The organism is Ochrobactrum sp. MYb379 (genome assembly GCF_037479515.1).
In the GTDB taxonomy this organism is placed as follows: domain Bacteria; phylum Pseudomonadota; class Alphaproteobacteria; order Rhizobiales; family Rhizobiaceae; genus Brucella.
Genome location: NZ_JBBGYW010000015.1, coordinates 33,102 through 60,074, shown reverse-complemented (window position 1 = coordinate 60,074; position 26,973 = coordinate 33,102). Strand labels below are relative to the sequence as shown.

Below are 26,973 nucleotides of genomic sequence, written 5' to 3'. Positions count from 1 at the left end.
CTGTAAGGGGCTGCGTTGCAGCCAAGAAGTAATCGGAAAATCCTGCATTGGCAGGGCGTCAGACATCGGGAAATCAGCCTTATGCACGTCGATATTAGGAGCGGAATGCGGAGCCGTCATCACCAGAGTTCTAAGGCTCGTCTTAGAACCGGGTTCTCTCTGCATTTGCTTGCGGCCAGCGCATTGGTTGGCATTACGGTATTTGCGCCGGACGTCGTGTGGGCGCAAACCACTCCAAATGGTCAGGTCCAGCGCACATCATTTGATATTGCGGCACAGCCATTGTCCAAAGCGCTGGTTCAATATTCCAACCAAACCGGTGTTCAACTGTTCTTTGATGCAAGCATTGTACGTGGCAAAAACTCTGGCGGTGCGCAAGGTTCGCTGACACGTCCAGAAGCACTGAACCACATTCTTTCCGGCTCTGGTCTCACATATAGTCTGCGTGGCAATACCGTTACGATATCAGCGCAGCAATCTGCCAATGCGGTCGGAGTTGCACCCGATGGCTCCGTGTTGCTTAATACAATTACGGTTGAAGGAAGCGCGGGGCAAAGTGCATTTGGTCCCATTGATGGTTATCTCGCAGTCGGTTCCTCATCTGCAACAAAGATGGACACACCGCTGATTGAAACACCACAATCAGTCACTGTAGTAACAGCTGACCAGGTACGTGATCAGAAAGCAACATCGATCGCTCAGACGCTGAGCTACACCCCGGGTGTATCCGCCCAATCAGGCTCATTCAGCCGCTTGGTGGATGATCTGACTATTCGCGGTTTCAATGTTGCATCTGGTAATAGCGGAACTTTGCGCGACGGTATGAAACTGCAATCAAATGTTTATGACGGTGGACAGGAGCCCTATGGCCTGGAACGTGTGGAAGTTCTGCGCGGCGCGTCTTCCGTGCTTTATGGTCAGCTTTCGCCGGGCGGGGTGGTCAATGGCGTTTCTAAGCGCCCGACTGATAAACCATTGCACGAAGTGAATGTCGAATATGGCAGCTATAACCGCAAGCAGGTCTCTGCTGATTTTGGCGGCCCAGTTACCGGTGATAGCAGTCTGACCTATCGTCTGACGGGACTTTTCCGCGACGCGGACAACTGGGTTGATAATACGCCTGATGATAAGTTTTACATCGCACCAGCTCTTACCTGGAAACCGGATGAGGCAACGTCATTCACTGTGCTCGGAAGCTATCAGCGTATCAAAACGGGTTTCGCTACGCCGCTACGCTATGAAGATGTCAGCCAGGGGACAATCCCGCGTGACCGCTTTTTGGGGATTGAAGGCTTCGATAAATATAATGTCGATATGTATACGGTTGGCGGATTGTTCGAACACCAGTTTGAAAACGGCGTGAAGCTGCGCAGCAACAATCGCTATTTCCACTCTGATGTTGAGTGGAACTACATGTTTGGCAATCTGGCACCATCGAGTAACGGGAAGCTTACACGGCTTGCCAGTGAACGCTATGAAACATCCTATGGTGCCACCTCGGATACTTCACTCGAATATGCTTTCAATACAGGTGCGATTGAACACAGGATTATCGGTGGTTTTGATTATTATCGCAGGTCCTACGATTCAAACCGCTACAGAGGCACTGGTTATAGCGTACTTGATCTTGAAACCGGCCAATATACCGGCAGCCCTGCCGTGAGCTATGCGGTTAATCGTGGTCAGAAAGCGATCGGCAACCAATACGGACTTTATCTGCAGGATCAGATCAAATTCGATGAGCATTGGACCTTGTTGCTTGGCGGCCGTCATGACTGGTCAGAAAGCACAACAACAACATATCAGAATGGCAAGGTTACAGACCAGAAGAACAGCGCGTTCACCGGGCGCGCTGGCCTCGTCTATGTGTTTGACAATGGCATCGCACCTTATGTCAGTGTCAGTCAGTCGTTTGATCCGCAGATTGGTGCGGATGTGAATGGCGATGCGCTGGAGCCAAACAAGGGACTGCAATACGAGGCTGGTTTTCGTTATCAGCCCGATGGAACTGACCTTATGCTAAGCGCGGCAGTGTTCGATCTCACGCAAAAGAATGTCGTGACCTACAATGCATTTGGCGACGCATTTCAGCAGGGTAAAGTCCAATCGCGTGGCCTTGAACTGGAAGCGCGGGGACAGGTTGGCGATCTTGGTCTGATTGCCGCCTATACATTTACCGATGCAACGATCGAACAAAGCGCCAAGCCTTACGAAATCGGCGAACAGGTTGCGCTGGTTCCACGCCATAGTTTCTCGATCTGGGCCGATTACGATCTCGACAAGGTCGGTGTTAAGGGCGTCAATGTCGGAGCGGGTCTTCGTTATGTCGGAAAGACCAACCTGCCAGACATGGAACAGGACGTTCCAGCCTACACGATGGTCGATGCGATGCTTCGTTTCGATCTGGGCGCTTTCAAGAACGAGCTTGAGGGAACTTCTCTGACGATCAATGCACGTAATCTTTTTGATAAAAAATATTACACCTGCGTTGCTCAGGATGGATGCCGCTATGGCGAACCTCTTACCGTGACCGCTACCGTCGGATATAAATGGTAACCAACAGAAGCATCACGCGTCGAGGCATACTGGGGGCGGCTCTTGCCGCTCCTTTGGCGTTTACGATCCCGTCCGGGCAAGCTGGTCAAACAGGCGGCATGCCGCCTATGTCACGCATCGTCAGCATGGATCTGCTGCTTACTGAATTACTCGTAACGCTTGGTCTGCAGCCAATCGCGACGGCCAACGTGCCTCTTTATCAGCGCCTCGTCGGTGACCCTGCGCTTGATATCACTGTTGCCGATCTTGGGCCGTTAAATGAGCCTAATATTGAATACATGCTCTCACTTAAACCCGATCATATTTTGATGGCCGACTGGCAGGCCTCATCGCTTGAAGTGCTGAGGAAAATTGCTCCGGTAACAGCCTATCCGGTCTTCGCAGGCAAAACGCCTGCGGTTGAACATGTTCAGATACTTCTCCGCCGTCTCGCCATGCAAACAGATCGCCTCGCTGTTGCAGACACCATGATCAACAATTGCGAACGTGGGATTGAAACAGCGTCGCGCGCGCTTTCGGGTTTTGATCGCGCTGTCTATGTGTGCCGGTTCAATCGCGATGGGCGGAATGTGGCGATGTTCGGTGGCAATGGCCTGATCGGTGACATGTTAAAGCGCCTTTCGTTGCGGAATGCATTTGAGGGTCGTGTGAATGCATCGGGCGTTACATCTGTTGCGCTTAACCGCCTTGCAGAGAACTCTGACGCAGTCATTATCCACTTTGACAGAGGTGCAGAAACCGACGCGGCTTTAGACAGGCTCACTCATAATCCTATCTGGAACGCGTTTCCGGCGGTGCAAGCGGGCCGCATTGTGCGTATGCCGGTCATTTATCCCAATGGAGGCGTGCGTTCCGCTGAACGACTGGCGGAGCAAATGTGCGAAGGGCTTTCCAATGTCTGACGCCACAACACCCGCGATGATCCAAAAAGATCAGCCCCGCAATATAAGCGTTGCCCTTGGAGCTGCTCTGATTGGCCTGGGGCTGTGTCTTTTTATGCTTAACCTACACCAAAGCGATATATGGCCTGCCAGTACCGGAGCGATATTTGCGCCTGATACAACCAGTCTTACGGATATGCTCGTTTATTATAGCTATCTCCCACGCGTGAGCGTAGCAGTTCTGGCAGGAATTTTATTAGGTCTCTGCACAACGCTTTTGCAGCAGGTACTTTCCAACCCGCTTGCCGAGCCCGGCACTTTGGGTATCTTTTCTGCATCACGCGTTGCTGTTGCTGTCACTGTTCTCTGGTTCCCTGCGGCAGCGAATTCCGGCTTTATTCTTCCCTCGCTTATTGGCAGCGGCATTGCGCTGACAGTCATTTTATTCCTCGCGAAAACCCAGCAATTCGCTCCGCTCAGAATCGTGCTTTACGGCATGGTGCTTTCGCTCTGTTTTGAAGCCGTGACTACGATGCTGTTGATTGCGCATTTTGAAGATCTGGGTGAACTCATCGTCTGGCAATCAGGGTCACTATCTCAGAACAACTGGAACGGAACGCAGTTGCTTCTTATTGCAACTCTGGCGCTTAGTTTAGTCGCATTTATGTTATTGCGACCTCTGACAGCAATGGGCGTCAACGAGACCGTGGCAACCAGTCTCGGCTCAAAACCTGTACTCGTGCGCACTGTGACGCTGGTCGCTGCCGTAACAGGTGCTGCGATTGTCATATCTACCTGCGGCGTCATTGCCTTTATCGGCCTTGGGGGCGCTGCAATAGCCCGCTTTGCTGGAGCAAGGCGATTGAAAGACCAGTTGATTGCAGCTCCGCTGATTGCGGGGGGCTTATTGCTGACAACCGATCAATTGTTACTGTTTCTCCTGCCAGCTTTGGATGTTCCGGCCGGAAGCCTAACGGCTATTCTTGGTGCGCCACTTCTCCTGATTATCCTGCGAAAAGCCCGGTCGCTGGGGACGCAGACCGCCTCGCTAACTGACGGAGCATCCTACAAACGCCAGACGCCGTTCTTTCTCCTCTTGCTCCTGTTTGCATTGATGGCTTTGACGCTCTTTGTCCTTGTGATGACGCGTTCTGAGGGGGGCTGGCATCTTCTTATCGCCAGCGAATGGGCAAGTTATTTTGAATGGCGGGCTGCGCGTATAATAGCTGCCGCGGCGACAGGAGCGATGCTCGCAATAGCGGGATGTCTTATGCAAAGGATGACCGGCAATCCGATGGCAAGCCCAGAATTGCTGGGCATATCATCCGGAGCCGCCCTTCTTATGATCCCAATTGTTCTCTTTCTGCCTCCGCTTGGACGAACGCAGAGCATTTTGATTGCAGCCTTGGGTAGCATTTTTTTCCTCTCTCTCTCATTGCGCTTGACAGCACGGTCAGGCTTTGCGCCGGAAAGACTGTTGATGACTGGTATTGCGGTCACCGCACTATCAGGTTCTTTTATGTCGATTGTCATTTTTCTGGGCGATATGAGGCTAACCCGGCTAATGGGGTGGATGTCCGGGTCGCTTTATTCCGTTCGCATGTCCGATGCTGTAATCGCATCAGTAATCTGTGTCACTGGCCTGTGCGTTGCATTGTTGCTCCAGCGATGGATGGCGATTTTACCATTAGGGCAGCAAGTTTCCCGCTCGCTCGGGTTGAGTTTAAGGCGGGCCCGCCTGCTCGTCATTCTTCTGACCGGGCTACTGACAGGGACTTCCGTTCTCATTGTCGGGCCAGTCAGTTTCATCGGTTTGCTGGCACCTCATCTCGCTCGACTAACCGGAAATCAGCGCCCCATACCATTTCTGATCGGTTCATCGCTGATCGGGGCGTTAATTCTCGTACTCGCTGACTGGATCGGCAGATATATCGCGTTTCCATGGGAAATACCGGCCGGGTTGATCGCTACCTTTATTGGCGGCTTATTTTTCTGCGTGGCGGTAGCGCGGCGATGATCAGAATTTTCGGAGATCACTTTACAGGGCCACTCGAAGAACTGGCTGCCAATTTCTTCCTGATCAGCGAAGCGACAACGGATTTTGAACCCGCACTTCAGATCTTTAATCAGGATCGCTTAGACAAAATTCTGAAAAGTTTCGCTAAACGCTATGAAGAGCCTGAGCCCCGCGCTGTGGCTTCGCAATGGTCTAAACTCTATTTCTCCCGGCTTATTCTGCCAGCAGCTGCGGCCGCCATTTTATTTGACTGGCAACTAAGGCTCGATCTTTCAAATATCTGCATCGCTCTGGATGACGAAGGCGGCAATATGCGCTTTGGTTTGCCGTCCAAGGGCATTCAAAACGCGGCGAATAACTCCAGAGAACGCTTTTCATTTCTTGCCGACGATCATCTGAGACCAGTCATTTCAGTTCTGTCTGATGTCAGTGGGCTGCCACGCAAGGTGCTTTGGAGCAATGCTGGAAACATACTTGAAAATGTGGTTGAGCGCAGCGCTGCGTTGCTGAGACCAGAGCATCAGGGCGTCCGCGACGGACAAAACTATCTTGCAACACGCCGCTTTGAGGACGGTTCGCTCAATCCATTATTTGAACCCGTTCGATACGTTGATAACGATGGTAAAGTACAACGTAGGCGCCGCATCTGCTGCTTACGATATTTCATCCCTTCATTGTCAATCTGCAAAACCTGTCCTTTAGAAAAAGCCTAGAGCGCAACCTAGGCATATTTGTTCGCGAGTCTCTGACCTAGATAGCCGGTCAAGAACCGGCAGTTCTCTCAAGCACCGTCCGTGACACCGGACTGGAGTTCAGCAAATTTCGTAGCCATAGTCGGATTATCACGCGTCAGTCGCTTAACAGTCAGGTCCTCAGATCGCTTCATCAATACGCTTCATTGCTTCTTCAAAACCGTCTGAGGCCAGAAGACAGTTTCTCCCGAACGCTGATTTGAAATCGTCAAGCTTGCTTTCGAAATTGGGAATGTCGACGTTTTGTACTTTCACCAATGCTAGTTCAGTTTTGTACCTCCCTGAGTTCATTGCCGCATTTCGTAAAAGCATAATGATTGGGATAATAAATTGCGGCCCCACCACCTACATCTTTGGGTAACGATGCGAAACGTCTACAATTCTTGTGTTGTAGAGTTCGCTCTCCGGTTCCAGTAGTGAGACGGTATTGCCAAATTGTTTGAGGCAGGCCGCAGGAACGCTTTGAGCTTTCGCTCATGCGGTCATTTCAGCGGTGTAGTTATGTCAAATGCAAATGCATCATTACGTGCATGGCGGTGGGCACGAGCTGTGTGTTTATGGCGACGCGAACGGTAAATCAGGTTAATCGGATCGTGAGCAGCAAGGAACCTTTGTGCATGTCGCGCTGCCTTGGACCGCCCAAATATCTTTTCCCGTTTTCGTGTTGGCCTATGCGAAACTTCGATGGCGTTATTCAGGCCTTTATGGGCCCGGTGATCCGCAACTGGTGAAAGGTTCTGTATCGGCTTAATGTAACTGTGCAGCTTATCCGTCACAACCACACATGGTCGACCGAATTGCTTCACCAGTATGGGGAAAAACCGTTTGGCAGCCTTAGTGTTACGACAAGTTTTGAACCAGAATACCAAGAACATCGACGTCTGCATCAATTGTCCGCCAAAGCCAGAACTTCTTTCCGCTGATCATGATGACGACCTCATCGATGTGCGCTTTGTCATTTGGCTGTAGTCGACCCTTGCGGATACAGTCGTCCAAATGGCGGCCGAAGCGATTAATCCATACGCAAACGGTCTCCCGGCTGCCAAGCACACCACGCTCAGCATTAAGATCTTCCACATCGCCCGTGCTTAAAGCAAATCGGTGATAGGTCCAGACAACGTAGGCAATAATTAAACCGGAAAACGAACCTCCTTCGCCCGGGGAATGGACCTGGGTGATTTCATGCGATATCGATACCGGAAACGCCAGGCTCAAACAAACTGGTAATACCTCTCCGCACAGCGTAAAGTCACTTATGCGTCTTTCAACGCTCTCTTCCGGCCTGGAATTGCTCAAACGCAATTTGCAGTTTCGCACCGATCCTCGCGAGGGGGTCTGGTGGGATCCAGTTGGGGCCAGTCATATTCAGTCGATCCGTTAGTAGCTGTGAACCAACGCCTGCAGCAAGATCCGCAAGGAGTTTGCCCTGACTTGTCCCACGAAGCACACCTGCGCCACCGCACCCTACCGATACGAACATCCCTGGATAGGCCTCACCAAAATAGAAGCCGCCATTATGTGTAACTGCAGTAAATCCACCCCATACGAATTCAAATTCATGGTTTTGAATATGCGGGAACCGGTTTCGATATAAAGCTGTCAACATGGCCCGCGCTTTTTCTGGCGCAAGCTCTTGCTCATAAGAATCTCCGCTCCGAATAAGCAGTCTGCGGTTCGTCTTCCGCATCGTTGTGCCCATTCGATGCGCGGGCAATATCCCCCATTTAGCTTGCGCACCCAAACGTGCCAGTTCATTGTCATCAAGTTCAGGCGTAAACGCACCATAGGTTAGAATACCGATCATTCGATTGCGCACAATCCCAAGTTCGCGTGCGTGAAGGTTGTTTGTGATAAACACACGATCGGCAACAAAATCACCCCGGCTCGTCTGAATGTGAAAAGGCGAACTCTTAGATACCGACAGAACAACAATATTCTCAACCAAATGCACCGATAGCGGAAGGTTATCCGCAAGCCCTCTATGCAGGGATGCTGGCTGAACCAAAACTTTGGTCAGTGACCCGAACCCATATCGATAGTAGTCACTTCCGATGATAGCAGACAATTCAGCTTGAGAATATTCCCGTGGATCCATACCCCATTTGCGGTAGGTGGCAACTGTCGCTCTGGCACTTTCCTCAACACGCCGGGTCGCCGCGGCGGTGATCGCCAAGGGGTTTTCATCCCAATCGCATTCAATCGCATAACGGTTGACGTGTGTTTTCAGCTCATCCAAACCGGCCTGAACAATGTTCATCTGCCTTGTGGCCCAGCCGGCTGTAAACTCTTCAGCGTTGGCGCTGGGTTCGCCCGGATTAATTAGCAAATAGCCCGAGTTTCGACCTGATGCCCCCTCCCCGATTGTTGAAGCTTCCAGAAGTAGTACCGGCTCATCGGGATATAATTCAGCCAAACGTCTCGCAGCGGCAAGGCCAGTGTAACCGGCGCCTACAACAATGCTTCTATATCGTCTGGAGGTTGGAAGATCTGTTTTTGTTACTCTTGGCGGCAAGAGTGCATCCCACCCCGATCTTGACTTATATTTAGGGGCCATTTGCATAGCTTTCTCCATCCTCCACCGACAGATAGCGAACATGGGTAACAAAACACCGGGTTCAGTTGGTGTTTCATAGAACTTGGATTGGGTCGCGTGTCACAATTTAGGTGCACAAGCACCAAGTCACCCCCATCCGTCTCCGGTAATTGTTTTTGTGCGCCCCCATCATTTTAACGGGTCTGTAATGAGATGTAACGCTTATTGAAAATACTTTCAATAAGAATTTATCGTTCTATTTTTCGATAAGCTGATGCAATACAAAATGTAAAGAAAGAGAAATTGTCTATTTTAAAACAATTATTTAAACAAATATTTTAAGTGTTCAATTTAGGTCATTCTCAATGAGATAACATTAACGCACAAACGCATGTATGAATCCGTCCATACGATTTTCAGATTTAATCCGCCACATCAGGTTGCTAGGGTTTATCCTGGCGACATTGCCCCATAAAGGCGTAATCAGCAGCCAAAGGCGTCGCATAACTTATCAAGATTTTGTTCGTCAGCCAGTTTCTTACTCTGACACATTTCCGGGCGTTGGATGAAGGCGGCTAAGGGGGCCAAGCTGAGCCTCGAGAAGAGAATAGCACCCCTCGATAGCATCCTCTCTTGAGACAGCTGTTGGGTCGAGGCACCACTCCAGCCAAAGCCCATCAAATAGCGCAATAAAATTTATGGCCAGCCGTTTCGTGTTAATCTCGTAATTACGTTGTGCAGCGAGTGCAGCTATATCCAACTGAAGCGCTTCGCGATACGCCTGCCAAAGCTTTCTGTGTTGGGTTTTCAGTGCTTCATTCTTATCGATCTCACCCCAAAGCGATAACCATATGTGAAGGTTATCCTTTGAAAAATGCTTCTCTGAAAATTGTGCCTGAATGAGTGTGCTTAACCGCTGCTCTGGACTGCTGGAATCATCGTCACGGCTTTTCTGGGCTTCTATTATCTGGTGGTGAACATCATCATAAAGCGAAACCTGGTACACTTCAGAAAGAATTTCATCTTTGCCCGAGAAGTGATGTGAAACGAGACCAATAGATACTTTTGCTTCCTTGCGTATATTATCCGTCGTTAATGCGGTAATCCCGCCGCGAGCAAGGCAACGAGTAGCAGCTTCGACTAACATACGCTTACGTACAGCTGGTAATTCACGAGTAAATCGTGGGCCTTGTTTTTTAATCTGCTCAGCCATTCGTACGCCTCAAGTGTTTTAGATTTTGCTGAACGATTCCGTCCGCAAATCGCAATTTACCATCTTATGACAGATAGTTTCGTTCCAGTCAGCGTTGCACTGGCGATGGATCGGGCAGCATTACCACACAGGGTTGGGGACTTGGTGCGAACGCCACCTGGTATGGCACCTCCGGCTTCTATCTCGACACACAGGCACAAGCCAACTGGTATGACAGTGACCTTGGTGTCGATGCAACCAACCCAACGCTTGCCAATGGCAACAAAGGCTTTGGCTATGCACTCAGCCTTGAAGCAGGGCAGCGCTTTGATCTCGACCCGTATTGGTCGCTGACACCACAAGCACAGCTTACATGGTCATCCGTTGATTTCGATACATTTACCGATACCTATGGTGCGCGTATCTCCAATCGAAACGGTGACAGTCTGAATGCCCGTATCGGCCTTGCTGCCAACTATGCCAATAGCTGGAAAGGCAAGGACGGCCTGATGGTCAATACCTCACTCTATGGCATTGCCAATCTCTATCAGGAACTGATGGGTGACGCCCGTATGAATTACGCAGGAACCCATATGGCAACCGATAGAGACAACACATGGGGTGGTATCGGTGCAGGTGGCACCTATGCATGGGCAAACAACAAATATGCTCTGTATGGCGAAGGCTCCATCAACACAGCGCTCAACCATTTCTCTGACAGCTATGCAATCAAAGGCAATGTCGGATTCAAAGTGAACTGGTAAGGAACAACGCATAATCCAAAAACAATGCTCCCGGATCAAATCCGGGAGCATTGCCGTATTTATTGCAGCCATTTCTCGATGCAGTGAGCTATCAGCAGATTGCAACAAATCATGCCATATGAACCCATCCGCCATTTTTATTGGATGATCGAACACAGGCATCGATGAACGATACACCTCTTACCCCGTCATCAACGGTTGGATAGATAACCGCACTATCAACCGTGGCATTATCACGTCGGGCCTGAATTGCATTTGCGGCTTCTGTGTAGATCGTTGCAAAGGCTTCAAGATAACCTTCAGGATGGCCACCCGGAATGCGGGTTACACGCGTCGCAGCCTCTCCAGCGCCTGCACCGCCACGCGTGATCTGGCGCTTTGGCTCACCAAGTGGTGTGAACCACAGACGGTTCGGATCTTCCTGCGCCCATTCAATGCCGCCTTTTGTGCCATAGACCCGTAGACGCAGGGTGTTTTCATTGCCCGGCGCAACCTGGCTGCACCAAAGCATACCCTTGGCGCCACCCGCAAATCGCAGCATGACATGCGCATTATCATCAAGACGGCGCCCCGGAACAAAGCTGTCGAGATCGGCTGCTAAGCTTTCAAGCGTCAAACCAGTCACAAAGGATGCAAGGTTGAAGGCATGCGTGCCAATATCACCCGTTGCTCCACCAAGCCCAGACTGTGCTGGATCTGTGCGCCAGACAGCACCTTTAGCGCCGGTTTCTTCAACCGCTTCGGTCAGCCAGTCTTGCGCATATTCCACCTGCACCACACGCAGATCACCAAGCTCGCCATTGGCGATCATTTCGCGCGCCTGCCGCACCATCGGATAGCCGGTGTAATTATGAGTCAGGACAAACAATGCCCCGCTTTCATCAGCGACTTTCTTAAGCTTCTTTGCATCAGCCAAAGTCGAGGTCAGTGGCTTGTCGCAGATCACATGAATGCCACGGCGCAAAAACTCTTTCGCAGCATCATAATGCACATGGTTTGGCGTAACGATTGCCACGGCTTCAATGCCATTCTTAAGGCGCGCTTCGCGGATCGCCATGTCCTTATAGCTTGAATAAATGCGATCTTCCGCAAGTCCTAATTCACGGCCCGACGCTTGCGCTTTTTCGGCTGAGGACGAGAGTGCGCCTGCCACGAACTCAAAGCGGTTATCAAGGCGCGACGCCATGCGATGCACACCGCCAATAAAAGCACCTGCGCCGCCACCAACCATGCCAAGCCGGATGCGCGGATTGGCTGTTTCCTTGGTCTTTGCTTCAATGGTCATAGCTATTCCTCCGAGCGCACTCGATCTGACTTCATCAGATCGGCGCTCTTACTTAATATTTTTTCGTGTATCTTGTCCGAAAACCGCTACGCACTTTTCGGGATACGCTTTACAATCCCAGCATACGGCGATTGGCGGCATCGTCCGTTCCGCCTGCGGCAAAATCGTCGAATGCCTTTTCCGTCACACGAATGATGTGGTGTTTGACAAACTCCGCACCCTCGCGCGCACCATCTTCAGGATGCTTGAGTGCGCATTCCCACTCAACAACTGCCCAGCCGTCAAAGTCATTGGCTGCCATCTTGGAGAATACAGCACCAAAATCGACCTGACCATCGCCGAGCGAACGGAAGCGACCGGCGCGATTGACCCAGCCCTGATAGCCACCATAAACGCCCTGACGTCCGGTCGGATTAAATTCCGCATCCTTGACGTGGAACATCCTGATGCGGTCTTTGTAAATATCGATGTTATCGAGGTAATCCAGACATTGCAGCACATAATGCGATGGATCATAAAGCATGTTTGCACGCGAATGATTTTTAACGCGCTCAAGGAACATCTCAAACGTCACACCATCATGCAGGTCTTCGCCGGGATGGATTTCGTAGCAAATATCAACCCCATGCTCATCCGCATGATCAAGGATCGGCAGCCAGCGACGCGCCAGTTCATCAAAAGCGGTCTCAACCAGACCAGCCGGACGCTGTGGCCACGGATAGACAAACGGCCAAGCCAAAGCACCTGAGAAGGTAGCATGTGCGCCAATGCCAAGATTACGGGAAGCGCGGATTGCCATCTTCACCTGCTCAACAGCCCATGCCTGCCGCGCTTTCGGATTGCCGCGCACTTCCGGCACAGCAAAGCCATCAAAAGCCTCATCATAGGCCGGATGAACTGCAACAAGCTGGCCCTGCAAATGCGTCGAGAGCTCGGTGACTTCAACGCCATTCTCACGCGCAACACCGGCAAATTCATCGCAATAGTCTTTGGATTCAGAAGCCTTTTTGAGATCGATCAATTGGCTTGCCCATGTTGGGACCTGCACACCCGCATAGCCTTTTTCAGCGGCCCATTTGGTGATGCTATCCCAACTATTAAATGGAGCTGCATCGCCCGCAAACTGCCCGAGAAAAATCCCAGGCCCTTTGATCGTCTTCATCAAAAATCCTCCAAAGATAACGCAAATTCAGTTAAGCATTCCAAAAGATATCGTAGGAATGCGAGACACTTTTAAACCACTATGATTGTCTGAATTACTATCTTCCAGATTTAGAAAATTCAGTATCATCAATAGCTTCGATAATTTTCTCAAACCAAAACCGCAACTTGAGCTTTTTCATTCATCAGAAGAAACTCCTCATTGCACAGCAGTTACAGTGCGAGGCCGCTTGAACGGTCAAAAACATGCACACGCTCGTGATTAAGCGTCGCTGCGAATGGTGCATGAACGCGCACATGTTGCTCACCGTCCACAACAGCAGTTATCTGATCCCCGCCGAGTTCAAAAACCACATGTGTTTGAGCACCTGTCGGCTCGACCAAAACAGCCTTGCCCTCCAAACGGATGTCCCCAGCTGTGGCCGACCCAATGTGTTCTGGCCTTAGACCAATGGTAACCTCCTGCCCGCGTTTTACGCTCTTTTCAGCAGAAATCCGGATTGCCGTTCCATCGTTGAGACGCGCTACTGGCGCATTTGCATCAGCATCAATGACACAATGAAGGAGATTCATTGCAGGAGAACCAATAAAGGCGGCGACGAACACATTTGCAGGCGTCTTATAGAGTTCAAGCGGCGTGCCCTGTTGCTCAATGCGCCCTTGATTGAGAACCACAACACGATCAGCCAATGTCATCGCTTCTATTTGATCATGAGTGACATAAATAGAAGTGGTGGCTACCTTCTGGTGCAGGCTCTTGATTTCACTTCGCATTTGCACGCGGAGCTTTGCATCGAGGTTGGATAAAGGCTCGTCGAATAGAAACACCGAGGGATTACGCACCACAGCACGACCCATCGCTACGCGCTGGCGCTGGCCACCTGAAAGTTGTGATGGCTTTCGATCAAGCAGGTTCCCAAGATCAAGCATACGCGCCGCCTCGGCAACCCGTTCGTCAATAATATTTTTGGGCTGCCCTGCAAGTTTCAGGTTAAATCCCATATTCTGAGCTACAGTCATATGAGGATATAAGGCGTAAGACTGGAACACCATAGCAATATTGCGCTCGCGCGGCGTCATACCATTGACCACCTGTCCGCCGATTGCAATTTCACCGTCGGTTATTTCTTCAAGCCCTGCAACCATACGCAAAAGTGTAGACTTACCGCAGCCTGATGGGCCAACGAGTGCAACAAACTCCCCATCATTGATCGATAAAGAAATATCGTGAATGACATCGAGAGATGCATAAGACTTATGGATGTTGATAAGCTCTACTGAAGCCATAATTGTGTCTCCCGATCAGGATTTGACTGCACCGGCTGTCAAGCCAGCGATGATGTGTTTTTGTGCGAGGAAGAACACGATGACAGTTGGCAAAATTGTCAGTGTTATGAAAGCAAGAACGAGCTGCCATTCAGTGCCAAATTCACCTCTATAGACCATAATTCCCAGAGGCCATGGATATTTCGATTCCGAATTGAGCATGATCAAAGGCAAAAGATAGCTGTTCCAGCTGCCAACGAATGAAACAATGCCAACCGTTGCCAGAATTGGTCGCGAGAGTGGAAGTGAAATATGCCAGAAAAAGCGCAGATACCCGCAACCATCGACAAATGCTGCGTGAAACAACTCTTCGGGCAAATTTCGGAAATAGTTCCGGAAAAGCAGGATACTCATACCAAGACCGAAAGCGACTTGTGGCAGCACTACACCCCAATATGTATCCAGCAAGCCAAGGTCACGTATGCGAATGAATAGCGGCAAGATTGCCGTTGCAGCCGGAAACATCAAACCAAGAAGGAAGTAATTCAGCAAGAATGACGACCCGAAAAACTTCACATGCGCGAAAGTGAAGGCAGCCATAGCTGAAACAACTAGTGTCAGAAAGACCGTCAATACTGCGATAACAAGTGAGTTAAATATTTGCAGCCAATAACGGTGGCCCAGCAGAATGTCGCCATAGTTCGCCCATTGCCACTCATCCGGAAGACCAAACGGATTAACGCGAAGATCACCGAGTGTTTTGAAACCACCAAGGGCTGTGGTCAAAAGTGGAACCAGCACAATTGCAGCTATGAACCCCAGCGAAACATAAAGGTAGAGCCTGGTTTGTATCGTCATGCGGACGGCATTTGATGTATCAGTCATGGCGCATGAAAATCCTTTTATAACCGAACGCGAGCGTCACACAGATTACGAACAGGACCACACCAACGGCACTGCCAAGGCCTACCTGCATACGCATAACGCCATATGTGTAGAGGAAGGTCACCATAGTTTGGGTGGAGTTGGACGGCCCGCCACCGGTTAACGGCATGATCATATCGAAAAGTTGCAGTGAACCGATCACAGCGAAGAATACCGATAGTCGAACTGTGGAGCCCAACATGGGTAATGTGACATAGCGAAATTTCTGCCACCCGGTGGCACCATCAATTTCTGCGGCTTCCAGAACGGCCTTATCGACAGATTGAAGGCCGGCAATAAACAACATCATATGAAAGCCGAAATATTTCCAGACAATGACCGCAAGTACAGCATAAATCGCCACATCCTTATCGGCGAGGACATAGGGATTGGCAAAGCCAAAGAAGTTTGAAGCTGCTGCAAACAGGCCATAGTCGCCATCATAAACGAAGCGCCAAATCAAACCCGCTGCAACATCCGCCAGGACATAGGGTAAAAAGAAAATCAGCCTGAATGCAACGACGCCCGGAATACGATGCGCCAGCATCATAGCAAGCCAGATAGCGAGCGGAATTTGAATCAAAACGGAAATAAAGATGATCAGACCATTATTGAACAAAGCCTGCGAGAACGCTGCATTGTTAAAGAGGACTTGAAAGTTCTTTAGGCCCACAAATTCGGTTGGAGTACCATACCCGTTCCAGCGATACAGACTATACCATGCCGCCTCTCCCATAGGCAGGATGACAAACAGCGTGAAAAGCAATAACGCGGGAGGCAAAAAAACCAATAGCGTGAGAGTTCGGTCATGAGCAACTGAACTGTGTTTCTTCTTAACTGATGACACTCTGCGTCGGGGCGAGGATGCCGAAGTCATGGACATATCAGCCATCTTTCCGCTTTCTTTATAAGACTATGAAGATGCAGAGTGCGCCTTATCTCGTCGAAGCGCACTCAATCTGTGCTTAGCGCAACTCAAATGCATCCTGAATTTGCTGCGCAGCTTCCTCCGAACTCATCTGCCCGGAGACGATTTCAACTGACACATCATTCACAACGCGCCCGACAGCGGCGCCCAGAGTCTGATCAAAAAAGTTCTGATGCCATGTCGAACTGGCCAGTTGTTTGGCTGAATCGGCGAGTAGCGGATTTGTTACTGCACTATCAGCACCGCTCGCCACTGGTAGGATCATTCCAGCCGCGGCCATCTTTTCTTCATTGGCTTTGTTTGTCAGGAAAAGCGCGAAATCGATTGCTTCCTTCGATGCATTTTTCGTAACAGCCCAGCCGTTCAAGCCGCCTAAAGTGTCTGTTGCCTTGCCGACGCCGCCTTCAACAACAGGAAATGCAAACCGGCCTATATTATCAGACGCAAGACCTTTTCCATCTCCCGCATTTTTGATCTGATTGGCTTCAGTATTATCGAAGCCCAAAATCATTGCTGCCTTTCCGTCACCGAAAACACCAAGTGCTTGCGGCCAGGATGCACCAAGATAACCTGGCTGAAATGGCTCTAACTTGCCAAACTCAGCCAGTTGTTCTCCCGCTTTAAGAATTGCGGGGTCCATAAAACCCTCGCCTTCTCCCTTGCTTGCAGCTTCAAATACAGCCTGACCACCATTGCGCATGACAAGGTAGCTCCAGTAGAAATGAATAGGCCATTTCTCACCACCGCCGCCGGCAATTGGCACAATGCCTGCATCTTTGAGTTTACGCACCGCTGCGCTCAGATCATCCCAGGTCTGAATACCATTGGCATCAACGCCAGCTTTCGAAAAAAGTTCTTTATTATAGAAAAAACTAACGAGATTAACCTTATAAGGAATAGCCCACAGCTTGCCATCAAACGACAAGCCATCGATAGCAGAAGCGTTATATGCTTGTCTTAGTTTGCCACCATCGGCATCAAAATCTTCTGTCAGATCTTTAAGAACGCCAGTCTTTGATTGTTCATCCAAAACGCCGCCGCCCCAGCTATAGAAAAAGTCAGGCACGTCATTAGACTGAAGAAGCGTGGGAAGCTTAGCTTTAAAAGCTTCATTCTCAAGAAACTGTAATTGTATCTTTACGTCAGGATGCTGACTTTCGTAGTCCCTTGCAATTTCTTCCCATACGGCCACCGCCTTGGGATCCAGCTCCACATGCATCCATTTAACGACTGTGGTCGCAGAAGCGCTTGCGGTGCCGAGCATCAGTGCTATGCTGGTCTTTGCGGCATAAGAAATCAACTTGCCGCTCAGGCTTGCGCCTGCGTGCCAATAGGTCATTTTTGTGATCCTCCCTTGGGGTCATCCTCACAATTTATTCCCCAATACGGATTAATTCAGCTGACATATTCATCGATGTCAAGGCAATTTTCCAATTTATTGGGTATTGCACTTGACATGGGGGGTCAAAACAATCTTATTTAATCCGCATTCCGATTTAAATAAGATTTGATCAACATTGATCGCAACAGGATCCCATGAAGACCGCAGACCCCGAACTCATGCGTGCAATCAACAGATTGAGCGTATTAGATACGATCCGTCGTCACGGTCCTATTTCCCGTGTCGAGATTAGCGAACGAACAGAATTGTCAACGACAACGGTGTCTGCAATTACAGCATCTCTGCTCGATGACGGCCTTATATTGACACGTCACGAAGGTGATATTCGCAATGAAACCACACGCGGCAGACCGCGCGTTATGCTGGAGCTTAACCCGGAAGCTGCGCGCGTGGTTGGCGCCAAAATAGCAACCAACCGAATGATTTTCGTTGTCACCGATTTTCGCGGTGACATTCTCTCCAATCTCTCTCTGCCTATCCGCGTTGATAGACAGCCGATAGGTGTAATCGCTGATCTCATTGAAGACGGTGTGCGCAGATGTGTGCTTGACGCTGGCTTGTCGCTTGAAGACATAGATATGATTTGTCTCGGCATTCCGGGGGTTATTGAACATCGAACTGGTATCATCCGCAGCACGCCGATTTTGCGTGAGCAAAACATTGATTTTGCGGCCGAAATGACTTCACGCCTAAACGCACCCACAATCATTGAAAGCGATGCTCATGCAATAACGCTGGGACATCATTGGTTCGGTCATGCGCGCGAATTTGAAGATATGGTTCTCATTTCCCTTGAACAAACACTGGGGCTTGGGGTGCTGCATCGAAATGAGCTGTTTCGTGGCGCGGATGGATTGAGCCAGAACCTCGGCGACCTTGTTCTGGGATACGAAAACAACACCACTATTCGATTGGCAAATCATGCGGGAGAAAGCGCTATTCTGGGAATTCGTCCAACAGACGGGCGCTTTGCAGAAGCCATGCGCCTCGGACGCGGTGTGCAACATGCGCGTGCACTCATAGAGGGAGCGGATGAGGAGCTTATATCGGCGACCCAACGTGCAGGTGCAGCAGTTGGCCTGACCTTGGCGAACATTGTCACGCTATTTGCGCCACCACGCGTCATCATCACCGGCACCAGTCTTGAATTGGGCGAACCGTTCATTCAGAGCATTCGCGAAAACTACCATATCGCCGTGCCTCAATCTCTGAAAGGCGTCGCAGAGCTGATTTTTGACATTGCGAGCGACGAGTTATGGGCGCAGGGGGCAGCGGCTGTTGCGCTGCACGAACTCTATGAATCTCCATGGAGCACAACAGGTCCAGCAGCTTAAACACATCTCGACATACATTTCTGGGAGGAAACATCATGGATAAGGTCGGCATCGGCATCATTGGTTGCGGGAATATTTCCAGCGCATATCTCAAGGCTATGGCGAGATTCCCCATTCTCGACATCCTCGGCATTGCGGATATGAATGCGGAAACCGCGCAAAAACGTGCCGATGAATTTGGCGTGCAAGCCCGGACGGTGGAAGAACTGCTCAACGATCCAAAAGTCGAGATTATTGTCAATCTCACCATTCCCAAAGCGCATGTGGAAGTTGGATTGAGAGCACTGAACGCCGGAAAACACGTCTATTCTGAAAAGCCGCTGGGTATCAATTTTGCTGAAGGAAAGCATCTGTTTGACACCGCTAAAGCAAAGAACCTGCGTATAGGCTCTGCACCAGACACATTTCTCGGTGGAAGCCACCAGGCTGCGCGTATTTTGATTGATAAGGGTGTGCTTGGTGCGCCCGTAGGTGGAACTGCAACATTTATGTGCCCGGGCCATGAGCGCTGGCATCCTAACCCCGCTTTTTATTATGAAGTCGGCGGCGGGCCAATGCTCGATATGGGACCTTATTATATTACTAACCTTGTTAACTTACTGGGCCCAGTTGATAAGGTCGCAAGCTTTGCAACAGCACCACGCAAAGAGCGCGTTATTACAAGTGCTGAGCGCAATGGCGAGCATATTCCAGTGCATGTATCCACACATGTCGCCGGCGTTCTTGCATTTAAAAACGGGGCCATTGTTCAAGTAGCAATGAGCTTCGATGTTGCTGGCCACAAACACGTTCCACTCGAAATTTATGGCACAGAAGGGACGCTCATTGTCCCGGATCCCAATTATTTTGGTGGCGATGTATTGCTTTTGAAAAAGGGGGGCGAGTTCGAGCAGCAAACCGTTTCGCAGCCTTACGCCGACGACAACTACCGTTCGCTCGGTATAGCCGATATGGCGCATGCCATCAGAAGCAACCGACCGCATCGTGCAAATGGTTCTCTCGCACTTCACGTGTTGGAAGTGATGGAAGCATTCCAAATCGCATCTGATACGGAAAGAACCATAACGATTACAACCGGGGTCGAACGGCCAGCACCGCTAGAAGAGTCTCTGGTTAATAACCAGATTGCAAAGTAATCCTGAGGAGGAAATGATGAAAGAAGCGCTTATTGTCTGGGGTGGCTGGAGCGGTCATGAGCCACAAGAATGCTCCGTAATCGTCAAAGACATTCTCGAAGAAGAGGGCTTTAAGGTCTATGTTGAGCACAGTACCGAGGCTTTTGCTGATCCCTCGGTACACGATTTGAGCCTTGTTGTTCCCATTGTAACAATGTCGAAAATCGAAAAGGAAGAAATCAAAAACCTTACCAAAGCCGTTGAGAATGGTGTTGGCATCGCAGGCTTCCATGGCGGTGCCGGTGATAGTTTCCGCGAATGTGTTGACTATCAATTCATGATCGGCGGGCAATGGGTTGCCCATCCAGGCGACATTATCGATTACCATGTCAACATAACACGTCCGGATGATCCACTTATGGAGGGAATCTCCGACTTTCCATATAGATCCGAGCAATATTATATGCATGTAGACCCTTCAAACGAAGTCCTGGCTACCACGACCTTTACGGGAGATCATGCCTGGTGGATCGACGGCGTTGTGATGCCGGTTGTTTGGAAGCGTAAATACGGCAAGGGCCGCGTTTTCTATTCCGCGCTTGGCCATCAGGCGAAAGAGTTTTCCGTACCTCAAATGCAGACGATCTTTCGACGTGGAGCAAATTGGGCGGCACGGTAAAGCACTCAATTAACAAAAGCCCATGATTTAGCTCATATATTATGGTTCAGTTATCTCATCGAAACTGAGCCATAATTATTTGTAAGACAAAAGCATCAATGCAAGCATAAACATACTTCGTGTCGATGGCGTCGGGATATGGCTCAAATTTCAGTTGATTTTGCCAATGCAATCTCTGATTTGATTGCACTTGTAAAATAGCGACCGAGCCAAGCGCGGGGCATTTTGCGCATGATGAAATTGCGTAAGTGAAATGCAAAGGCGCTTTGCGGAATGAAGACTGCCGCCATTTTGCGGCTGCGTGCCTGCAACCGTTCAATGACTGGCCGCAACTTCTGTTCATGCGAAGCTAATGCCTTGTTGATATCCGGCTCTGCTAGCAACGCCTTTCCTAATATTTCCGCAGAGGCCAGCGCCATTCCTGCCCCTTGACCAGAAACCAGTGTCAGACAATGTGCGCTGTCGCCTAACAACAGCACCCGACCCTTTGACCAATTCGGCAGATCAATCATAGTAAGGCTGTCGATGAGAATGTTTGACCTTTCCTGTTTGGCCTGATCAAGCAAATGCCGCACTTCCGGATGACTTCCACCACTGACTTTCTTTAACAAGTCATAGCGATCTTCGCTTTGTTCCAGTCCCGCCCGCGCGTCGCGCCAGACATGCATTGCCGCTAGTCGGCCGCCATGCAGCGAATAATATTCTGCGAGATGGCCGGGTTCAGCATAGGATAGAAAATCCGTGTCAAAACTGCGCGGTGCATCAACATCGTAAACTGCAAAATAATAGCCAAGGGGTTGTAAACAACCATTGTCGGAGGTGTCGGCTCCGAAGAGCTTTTGTCGTGTCGAAGAGCGAAAGCCGTCCGCGCCAATCAGCAAATCGGCTTCAATAACCTCGCCGCTCGCAAGTCTTGCTTCAACACCGTTACCCTTATCGATGAAACTCTCGATTTGATTGTTAAAGCGAATTGAAACTGTATCAGGAAGCGTATCGGCAAGCGCACGCACAAGATCGTTACGACGCAGTGCGAGATAGGGAAGGTCGCGAATAAAGTCGCGATAGCGTAGCCGCAACAACTCCTTACCCTTGCTGTCCTTATAGACATTCTCATTGATCGTGTAAGAAGCTGAACGCAATGTTTTCAGCAACCCCATGCGATCGACTGTCTCGTAGCCAAGCCCGGATAGGCCGAGCATGTAGCCATTTTCGCGCAGGCTTTCTGCACGTTCGATAATGACGGACTGCCAGCCAGCTTTATCCAGCCACCAAGCGGCGGCAAGACCCGCTACTCCGGCTCCATTGATGATGGCAAGTGGCTTATTCACTAGGATGTTCCCTTCGTAAGGCGACGTTCAAGAAGCATAAGAAGTGGTGGCGTAACGATTGCTAAGCCCGCCGACATGACGAAGCTCGCGGCATAGCCAGCCTGATGCGCAAGAATGCCACCGGCAGTTCCGAATAAGGCGGCTGCAACGGCGCTGGCGCTTTGGAATAGTGTGAAATCGACGCCCGGTTGTGATGGAGATACGAGGCCCATCAGACGTGAGTAAATGGCGACAAAGCCCGCGGCCATCACGGCACTTTCAAGAATGAATATGGTGACAAGAACAGGAATATCCCGAACCCCAAACACAACAATCAAAGCGACACCGCAAAGTGCGATAACGTGGACAGTGGCAATGTAAAGGACGGCTTTGATTGAGCCTGAGCGATGGACCAACAAGCCGCCAACAGCAGCACCAAAGATGCCAGCGATCACACCACCCACTCCGTTTAAGATGCCAAGCAGCGAAAGGGGAACGCCCGCATCAACAAGGAACGGACCTGTTAACGACTGCGTTAGTCTTCCCCCCATTTCAAATACGACGGCCATTATAAGGCCAGTCCGAATGTCGAAGCGTTGGAATGCATCGCGAAGACTGGGACTTTTAGAAGCTTCAACGGGCGGCACATTAGCCTCACGCGCCAAAGCCATTGGCACACTCATCAGGAGAACGAGACAAGCAAGTAGAATACAGGCGGCAAACCAACCATAGACGGCCAGGGTCGTAACAAACAGGCCGCTGCCGAAAATCAGGCCGAGATATCCTCCGCCAACCTGAGCAACGTTGCCTGCTCCGCGTTTATTCTGTGTCAATTGCTCGATAATGAAGGCATCACAGGCAATGTCGATGGTTGCTGATGCAACAGCCATAAGCAGGAGCAACGCAATAACGATGGTGAAGCTTGCAGACCCAGTTAAGCCCAGCGCAACGAGCAAGCTTGCAGTTATCACTTCCCCAATGAGTATAATTTTTCGCGATCTGCGATTGCCATTGGGCCTGATACGCAAACGTTCGAGCGGCGGAGCCCAAAGAAACTTAACGGCCCAAACAAGCATAACCAGCGAGATCAGACCAATTTTGTCGAGGGCGACATTATTGGCGCGCAGAACGGCGGGAATCCCCATAAAAGTGAGACCGCCGATCAGACTTTGCGCTGTGTAGATACCACCTGCCGCGATAAGAATGCGCGGCAGGCTGGAGGATTTAGCATTGGGCATCCGCTTAGAAATCCTTGCGCAGGGTCAAGCCAAAGGTGCGGCCTTTACCCAATGTACCCAACTCATAAGGGCCGTTTACGAAGCCAGAGGTTTTGTAGCTCTTATCGGCCATGTTCTGCACATAAAGCTGTGCCTTAAAACCAGATGTATTGCCGAAATCGAGACTTGCATCGAAGGTCGAAAATCCATCCTGCCCCGTGCTGTTGGCTTCGTCGAAATAGACCTTCGAGTTGTAATTGACACCGGCATTTGCCGTTAGCGTACCGTTGAGGATATCTTCACTGAGTATGTAGGCAATATTGATATGTGTGGTGACGTCGGGTGCATAGGGCACATGATTTCCGTCATAGCTTACGCCCGTGTAAGGGTCCGTAAAATCAGTAAACTCTGATCGTCCAAAAGCAGCGTTTCCAGTCAGTGTCAGACGGTTTGTAGCCCGCCATGTGCCTTCCAGCTCAATGCCTGCGCTGGTGGCTTCACCTGCATTTCGGATAAACTGCTGGCCAATCATTCCGATATAGATCTGCTTGTCAGTCGAGCGGATATAATAAACCGACGCCGATACATCCACGGCGCCGCCTAACAGCGTCGATTTTACGCCAGTCTCAAAATTCCATGCTGATTCAGCTTCATAGGGTGAAGCATCAATGGTCGACGAAATACTGTGATTGAAACCACCCGGTTTATAACCGCGAGAGATCACGCCAAACAATCGGGTATCAGGCGCAATTTCGTAACCAATCGCGACTTTTGGCTGAATGCTCGTGAAATGGGCTTTGTTATCAAAATCAAAGCCATAGCCAGTTGCATATGTATCTTCACGATAGGCATCGATACTGGAGCGGTCATAGGTAGCACGTAAGCCGCCGGTCAGATCCAGTTTGTCGGTCGCATGCCATGTGACTTCACCAAAGGCTGCAATGCTGTCATTGACGACATTGTTGCTGGAGTCACCATAGTAGCCAGTATAGCCGTTTTTGGTTCCAGTGAAGTCATCATGGCTGTACCAAAGACCCCCCACGCCGCTAAACATCTCGCTGTCATAAGCCAGTCGTACTTCTTGCGTGAACAGCTTATCATTTTGTGGCCAGAAATATCTTGAGCCAGCACCGGACGAGAAATTACGCATCACGTCGCTTTCCTGATAGGCTGAAATGCTGGAAAGCGTGAAATCGCCAAAACGATAATTGAACTGGCCAGAGATATTTGTGACTTTGCGCTTGAGAAGTGGAAGTTCACCATACAGACCGCTGTCATAGATACGATCATCGACGTCCTGCTGAAAAGCGTACACCTCTTCATGTGAGCGCAACCACTCATGTGAATAGGTGATTGAAGCATCGAAATCACCACCGGTTGGCGCATAACGCAAGGTTGCGCGTCCAAAGCCGTTATCCGACGTATTGATGTTGTCGTCGCCTGTGGTGCGATCATCAAAATCACCGGAAAAATGCGCGAACGTGCCAGCGTAATCAAGGAACAGCGTATCAGGCGTGAGAACAGCAGTGCCGCCAATCTGAACAGATGGTTCCTGTGCAGAAATGGTAGACTGAATGTAGAATCGGTTTTTATCACCCTTCCTGGTGATGATGTTGATCACGCCACCATAGGCGTTGGCGCCGTACAGGGTGCCTTGCGGGCCGCGCAAGAGTTCAACCCGATCTACATCGACCAGCATCTGTGAAAAGGTCGAAGGCGTCTGCGGTGCACCATCGACATAGATCTGAACGGTTGGGTTAAAATAGTCTGGTGATGAGAGACCACGAATTGTAAAATTCGAATAGATGCGATTGCCGCGATTGGCGATACTCAAGCCTGGAAAGACTTTCTGGAGATCGTCGACGGTGCGGATACCGCGCTCTTCCAGTTGCGCGGCGGACACAACCGAGACTGACGCATCAATCGTATTTAATGTCTGTTCGCGTTTGGATGCCGTAACGGTGATTGTATCGAGAACGATGCCGCCACTCTCCTGAGCGAGCGCTACATTGCCCGTTATGCCTGTGAAGCACACCGAACTTGCCAAAACAATCTTTCTCACGTCGAGCATATTGATCCACCAGAACCGCCAAGTTAAACTTGACGTCTCTATTCCACTTTATGGATTTATGAGCTAACGTTTTTTGAACGTCGATTAACGGAAACGGGACTAATTGCCGGAAAGCTGCATCGCAGATGACATTTTCAAACGATCCATTGCACCATGAGCAAGAAGACGATCATTGGCGGGAAGCTGTTGATGGAAAAATTGATCAACTGGGCTGGCGTGCATTCACAAAAGTCGAGCAGCCGGATAGTGACATCACCGTTTTCATGATCGATGTGACGCCGGTTGCAGATACGGTTTTCCACCCTGAAGGACCAGCAACGTTTTCCCTCTCCGTATTCCTCGATGGTCTTGGAACCTTATCCGTCGATGGAGCAGCACCCTTTGCATTGAAGTCCGGTTCTGCTGTGCTGTTTGCTTGCAACAGAACGACGCGCGGCGAGAATTTCGTTCAGGCAAACCAGAGATTGCGCGTTGTTGATATTCGTTTCGAGGCCGCATTGCTCGAAAAACTGGGGGGCGTTTCGCTTTCAAAACTCGGCGGCTCTGTGATGACCGAACACAGTCTGCCAGAGCAGGATGTCTTTTTGGTAGGCTTCAAGGCTCCGCCAGAATTGCTTGCCGCTGCAAACAGCCTTTTTCAATGCCGTTATGAACCGGGGCTCGCCAGACAGCTGCATCTTTACAGCAAGTCTATTGAAGCACTGAGTATTGGCCTTGATACGGTTTCGCGTGGTCAGACGGGCAAGCCCGTCAAACCGATTACCTCAGAAGAAATGCTCAAATTGCATAAGGCAGTCGAAATTATTGAGAAACAATATAGCGCCGATTGGACAATACCGAGACTTGCCCGCGAAGTTGGCCTCAATGAACGTCGTCTCAAGCAAGCGTTTCGTCTTGAAATTGGCAGATCGGTTCATGATTGTCTGCGCACAACGCGGCTTGATGCAGCCGCAGCCCTCCTTCAATCAGGTGTGAGCGTGACTGAAGCTGCCTATGCTGTTGGTTTTGATAATCTCAGCCATTTCAGCAAGGTTTTTCGCGAAGAAAAAGGCATACTTCCAAGCCGCTATACCTCGTTAAAATGTGCGCAATACCAGTGACAAATTATAATCGTGCTGTTCGCCCGAATTGTGCTTACGACATGTCTGACATTTTGACATGACCATCATCATTCAATTGCGCGCCTCTCCAAACTGGTGATGCGCCGGGTGAAGAAAATAATAAACGCAGATGACCGATGAGCTGACCCGCACGTGCATCAGCAATTCGGTAAACCACTGCACGTGCAACCCGTTTACCTTCAATCATTCCGGCTTCCCGCAACTCACCCAATTGCTGGGATAAGGTTGGCTGATGAACGTCGAGCAATTCTTCTATATCGCTGACCGTAGATTCTCCCTCTAACAATACGCAGAGAATTGATAGTCTAACAGGGTTTGAGAGCGCTTTTAAGAATTCTGAAGCCTCACCAATCGCCTGGCATTTCACTTTTGGAACAGTGTTTTTTACACCAGTTTTTTGATCCATTTACATTGTGCCCCATCATCTCATCTAAAGATCGTGTCGTTTTAAGAATAATTTTCCACGTT

22 protein-coding genes and 1 pseudogene are annotated in these 26,973 nt (G+C 50.1%); 9 read left to right on the top strand and 14 right to left on the bottom strand.

Annotated features, from left to right (window positions below; genetic code table 11):
* The first annotated feature begins 81 nt into the window (after positions 1–81).
* Genes WH356_RS19935 through fhuF form a run of 4 tightly spaced genes read left to right on the top strand, consistent with a single transcriptional unit; the run spans position 82 to position 6,167 of the window.
* Positions 82–2,556, top strand: coding sequence for a TonB-dependent siderophore receptor (locus WH356_RS19935; RefSeq protein WP_339513936.1), 2,475 nt, complete (start codon positions 82–84; stop codon positions 2,554–2,556).
* The gene (locus WH356_RS19930; protein WP_339513934.1) at positions 2,550–3,458 is read left to right on the top strand and encodes an ABC transporter substrate-binding protein; all 909 of its coding nucleotides are present in this window, start codon (positions 2,550–2,552) and stop codon (positions 3,456–3,458) included. The genes WH356_RS19935 and WH356_RS19930 overlap by 7 nt, the downstream gene beginning before the upstream one ends.
* Complete coding sequence (fhuB, locus tag WH356_RS19925; protein ID WP_339513932.1) at positions 3,451–5,454, top strand: Fe(3+)-hydroxamate ABC transporter permease FhuB; 2,004 nt, start codon at positions 3,451–3,453, stop codon at positions 5,452–5,454. The genes WH356_RS19930 and fhuB overlap by 8 nt, the downstream gene beginning before the upstream one ends.
* On the top strand, positions 5,451–6,167 hold the full coding sequence (gene fhuF / locus WH356_RS19920; protein WP_339513930.1) for a siderophore-iron reductase FhuF: 717 nt from the start codon (positions 5,451–5,453) through the stop codon (positions 6,165–6,167). The genes fhuB and fhuF overlap by 4 nt, the downstream gene beginning before the upstream one ends.
* Before the next feature lie 159 nt (positions 6,168–6,326).
* Here fhuF and WH356_RS19915 read toward each other — a convergent pair whose 3' ends face one another.
* From WH356_RS19915 to WH356_RS19900, 4 genes and pseudogenes are all read right to left on the bottom strand, one after another.
* Positions 6,327–6,497, bottom strand: a complete 171-nt coding sequence (locus tag WH356_RS19915) for a DUF2130 domain-containing protein (protein ID WP_339513994.1) — start codon at positions 6,495–6,497, stop codon at positions 6,327–6,329.
* A 183-nt stretch (positions 6,498–6,680) separates the two neighbouring features.
* Positions 6,681–7,390: pseudogene (locus WH356_RS19910) on the bottom strand (IS6 family transposase).
* Between the two features lie 80 nt (positions 7,391–7,470).
* Positions 7,471–8,778 (bottom strand): NAD(P)/FAD-dependent oxidoreductase, encoded by a 1,308-nt coding sequence (locus WH356_RS19905; protein ID WP_339513928.1) that lies wholly within the window; start codon positions 8,776–8,778, stop codon positions 7,471–7,473.
* A 499-nt stretch (positions 8,779–9,277) separates the two neighbouring features.
* On the bottom strand, positions 9,278–9,952 hold the full coding sequence (locus tag WH356_RS19900; protein WP_339513926.1) for a TetR family transcriptional regulator C-terminal domain-containing protein: 675 nt from the start codon (positions 9,950–9,952) through the stop codon (positions 9,278–9,280).
* A gap of 119 nt (positions 9,953–10,071) precedes the next feature.
* Here WH356_RS19900 and WH356_RS19895 point away from each other — a divergent pair, with 119 nt between their 5' ends.
* Entirely contained in the window at positions 10,072–10,695 is a 624-nt protein-coding gene (locus WH356_RS19895; protein ID WP_339513992.1) for an autotransporter outer membrane beta-barrel domain-containing protein, read from the top strand.
* Positions 10,696–10,804: 109 nt separating this feature from the next.
* Here WH356_RS19895 and WH356_RS19890 read toward each other — a convergent pair whose 3' ends face one another.
* From WH356_RS19890 to WH356_RS19865, 6 genes are all read right to left on the bottom strand, one after another.
* Positions 10,805–11,980, bottom strand: a complete 1,176-nt coding sequence (locus WH356_RS19890; protein ID WP_339513924.1) for a Gfo/Idh/MocA family protein — start codon at positions 11,978–11,980, stop codon at positions 10,805–10,807.
* A gap of 109 nt (positions 11,981–12,089) precedes the next feature.
* The gene (locus WH356_RS19885) at positions 12,090–13,142 is read right to left on the bottom strand and encodes a sugar phosphate isomerase/epimerase family protein (protein ID WP_339513922.1); all 1,053 of its coding nucleotides are present in this window, start codon (positions 13,140–13,142) and stop codon (positions 12,090–12,092) included.
* Positions 13,143–13,354: 212 nt separating this feature from the next.
* Positions 13,355–14,428: an ABC transporter ATP-binding protein gene (locus tag WH356_RS19880; protein WP_339513920.1), complete on the bottom strand. Its 1,074-nt coding sequence runs from the start codon at positions 14,426–14,428 to the stop codon at positions 13,355–13,357.
* A gap of 15 nt (positions 14,429–14,443) precedes the next feature.
* A complete protein-coding gene (locus WH356_RS19875) occupies positions 14,444–15,292 on the bottom strand; it encodes a carbohydrate ABC transporter permease (RefSeq protein WP_339513918.1) in 849 nt (282 codons plus the stop codon).
* Positions 15,285–16,214 (bottom strand): carbohydrate ABC transporter permease, encoded by a 930-nt coding sequence (locus tag WH356_RS19870; protein ID WP_404989657.1) that lies wholly within the window; start codon positions 16,212–16,214, stop codon positions 15,285–15,287. The genes WH356_RS19875 and WH356_RS19870 overlap by 8 nt, the downstream gene beginning before the upstream one ends.
* Positions 16,215–16,296: 82 nt before the next feature.
* Positions 16,297–17,598 carry an extracellular solute-binding protein gene (locus tag WH356_RS19865; RefSeq protein ID WP_339513915.1) on the bottom strand — a complete coding sequence of 434 codons (1,302 nt, stop codon included), beginning with the start codon at positions 17,596–17,598 and terminating at the stop codon, positions 16,297–16,299.
* A 197-nt stretch (positions 17,599–17,795) separates the two neighbouring features.
* Here WH356_RS19865 and WH356_RS19860 point away from each other — a divergent pair, with 197 nt between their 5' ends.
* From WH356_RS19860 to WH356_RS19850, 3 genes are read left to right on the top strand one after another with little or no spacing between them, the layout of a single operon-like run.
* Complete coding sequence (locus tag WH356_RS19860; protein WP_339513914.1) at positions 17,796–18,995, top strand: ROK family transcriptional regulator; 1,200 nt, start codon at positions 17,796–17,798, stop codon at positions 18,993–18,995.
* A 35-nt stretch (positions 18,996–19,030) separates the two neighbouring features.
* Positions 19,031–20,131, top strand: coding sequence for a Gfo/Idh/MocA family protein (locus WH356_RS19855; RefSeq protein ID WP_339513912.1), 1,101 nt, complete (start codon positions 19,031–19,033; stop codon positions 20,129–20,131).
* A gap of 16 nt (positions 20,132–20,147) precedes the next feature.
* On the top strand, positions 20,148–20,789 hold the full coding sequence (locus WH356_RS19850) for a ThuA domain-containing protein (protein ID WP_310014419.1): 642 nt from the start codon (positions 20,148–20,150) through the stop codon (positions 20,787–20,789).
* 143 nt (positions 20,790–20,932) lie between these two features.
* On the opposite strand, the gene WH356_RS19845 is transcribed toward WH356_RS19850, so the two are convergent.
* The 3 genes from WH356_RS19845 to WH356_RS19835 are packed head-to-tail and all read right to left on the bottom strand — an operon-like array spanning position 20,933 to position 25,384.
* The gene (locus WH356_RS19845) at positions 20,933–22,117 is read right to left on the bottom strand and encodes an FAD-dependent monooxygenase (protein ID WP_339513909.1); all 1,185 of its coding nucleotides are present in this window, start codon (positions 22,115–22,117) and stop codon (positions 20,933–20,935) included.
* Positions 22,117–23,334: an MFS transporter gene (locus WH356_RS19840; RefSeq protein ID WP_339513907.1), complete on the bottom strand. Its 1,218-nt coding sequence runs from the start codon at positions 23,332–23,334 to the stop codon at positions 22,117–22,119. The genes WH356_RS19845 and WH356_RS19840 overlap by 1 nt, the downstream gene beginning before the upstream one ends.
* Positions 23,335–23,338: 4 nt before the next feature.
* Positions 23,339–25,384 (bottom strand): TonB-dependent receptor, encoded by a 2,046-nt coding sequence (locus tag WH356_RS19835; RefSeq protein ID WP_339513905.1) that lies wholly within the window; start codon positions 25,382–25,384, stop codon positions 23,339–23,341.
* Between the two features lie 125 nt (positions 25,385–25,509).
* On the opposite strand from WH356_RS19835, the gene WH356_RS19830 reads away from it, so the two are divergent.
* Positions 25,510–26,484 (top strand): helix-turn-helix transcriptional regulator, encoded by a 975-nt coding sequence (locus WH356_RS19830; protein ID WP_339513903.1) that lies wholly within the window; start codon positions 25,510–25,512, stop codon positions 26,482–26,484.
* 34 nt (positions 26,485–26,518) lie between these two features.
* Here WH356_RS19830 and WH356_RS19825 read toward each other — a convergent pair whose 3' ends face one another.
* Entirely contained in the window at positions 26,519–26,911 is a 393-nt protein-coding gene (locus tag WH356_RS19825; RefSeq protein WP_339513901.1) for an ArsR/SmtB family transcription factor, read from the bottom strand.
* Positions 26,912–26,973: the final 62 nt, after the last annotated feature.

Coding starts and splice junctions, on each gene's coding strand:
- WH356_RS19835 (WP_339513905.1), bottom strand. CDS start 25,384: ATGCTCGACGTGAGAAAGATTGTTTTGGCAAGTTCGGTGTGCTTCACA.
- WH356_RS19885 (WP_339513922.1), bottom strand. CDS start 13,142: ATGAAGACGATCAAAGGGCCTGGGATTTTTCTCGGGCAGTTTGCGGGC.
- fhuF (WP_339513930.1), top strand. CDS start 5,451: ATGATCAGAATTTTCGGAGATCACTTTACAGGGCCACTCGAAGAACTG.
- WH356_RS19930 (WP_339513934.1), top strand. CDS start 2,550: ATGGTAACCAACAGAAGCATCACGCGTCGAGGCATACTGGGGGCGGCT.
- WH356_RS19890 (WP_339513924.1), bottom strand. CDS start 11,980: ATGACCATTGAAGCAAAGACCAAGGAAACAGCCAATCCGCGCATCCGG.
- fhuB (WP_339513932.1), top strand. CDS start 3,451: ATGTCTGACGCCACAACACCCGCGATGATCCAAAAAGATCAGCCCCGC.
- WH356_RS19915 (WP_339513994.1), bottom strand. CDS start 6,497: ATGAACTCAGGGAGGTACAAAACTGAACTAGCATTGGTGAAAGTACAA.
- WH356_RS19840 (WP_339513907.1), bottom strand. CDS start 23,334: ATGCCCAATGCTAAATCCTCCAGCCTGCCGCGCATTCTTATCGCGGCA.
- WH356_RS19935 (WP_339513936.1), top strand. CDS start 82: ATGCACGTCGATATTAGGAGCGGAATGCGGAGCCGTCATCACCAGAGT.
- WH356_RS19830 (WP_339513903.1), top strand. CDS start 25,510: ATGACATTTTCAAACGATCCATTGCACCATGAGCAAGAAGACGATCAT.
- WH356_RS19825 (WP_339513901.1), bottom strand. CDS start 26,911: ATGGATCAAAAAACTGGTGTAAAAAACACTGTTCCAAAAGTGAAATGC.
- WH356_RS19905 (WP_339513928.1), bottom strand. CDS start 8,778: ATGGAGAAAGCTATGCAAATGGCCCCTAAATATAAGTCAAGATCGGGG.
- WH356_RS19850 (WP_310014419.1), top strand. CDS start 20,148: ATGAAAGAAGCGCTTATTGTCTGGGGTGGCTGGAGCGGTCATGAGCCA.
- WH356_RS19875 (WP_339513918.1), bottom strand. CDS start 15,292: ATGACTGATACATCAAATGCCGTCCGCATGACGATACAAACCAGGCTC.
- WH356_RS19855 (WP_339513912.1), top strand. CDS start 19,031: ATGGATAAGGTCGGCATCGGCATCATTGGTTGCGGGAATATTTCCAGC.
- WH356_RS19860 (WP_339513914.1), top strand. CDS start 17,796: ATGAAGACCGCAGACCCCGAACTCATGCGTGCAATCAACAGATTGAGC.
- WH356_RS19880 (WP_339513920.1), bottom strand. CDS start 14,428: ATGGCTTCAGTAGAGCTTATCAACATCCATAAGTCTTATGCATCTCTC.
- WH356_RS19870 (WP_404989657.1), bottom strand. CDS start 16,214: ATGTCCATGACTTCGGCATCCTCGCCCCGACGCAGAGTGTCATCAGTT.
- WH356_RS19900 (WP_339513926.1), bottom strand. CDS start 9,952: ATGGCTGAGCAGATTAAAAAACAAGGCCCACGATTTACTCGTGAATTA.
- WH356_RS19865 (WP_339513915.1), bottom strand. CDS start 17,598: ATGACCTATTGGCACGCAGGCGCAAGCCTGAGCGGCAAGTTGATTTCT.